This window comes from Halomonas marinisediminis, assembly GCF_004347715.1.
Lineage (GTDB): Bacteria > Pseudomonadota > Gammaproteobacteria > Pseudomonadales > Halomonadaceae > Halomonas > Halomonas icarae.
This window is the reverse complement of sequence record NZ_SLTR01000581.1, coordinates 1-258: the sequence shown is the minus strand read 5'-3', so window position 1 is coordinate 258 and position 258 is coordinate 1. Positions and strand designations below refer to the sequence as shown.

Annotated in this window: 1 protein-coding gene; it reads right to left on the bottom strand. The window is 66.3% G+C overall.

All coding sequences use genetic code 11. The annotated features are described in order from the left end of the window. Positions 1 to 258 (bottom strand): cation:proton antiporter domain-containing protein (locus E0702_RS17880; protein ID WP_205742106.1); only part of this gene is annotated, 258 nt, incomplete at both ends.

Here is a 258-nt window from a genome sequence, read left to right as displayed (position 1 = left end):
CGAGGCCCCGAGCGCAATGAAGAAGAACAAGAGCAGAAAGTCACGGAGCGAGGCGAGCCTCGCGGCGATCGCCTCGCGGAACGGGGTCGAGGCGAGCGAGACACCAGCCAAAAGGCCGCCAAGCTCCTTGCCGAACCCAAGATAATGGCCGACTGCGGCCAGCAGCGCGGCCCAGCCGATCGCGAAAGAGACCAGAAGCTCCGGGGCGCGCGACAGCCGTTCGACCAGCGGGGTGGCCACGTAGCGGATGAAGATGAC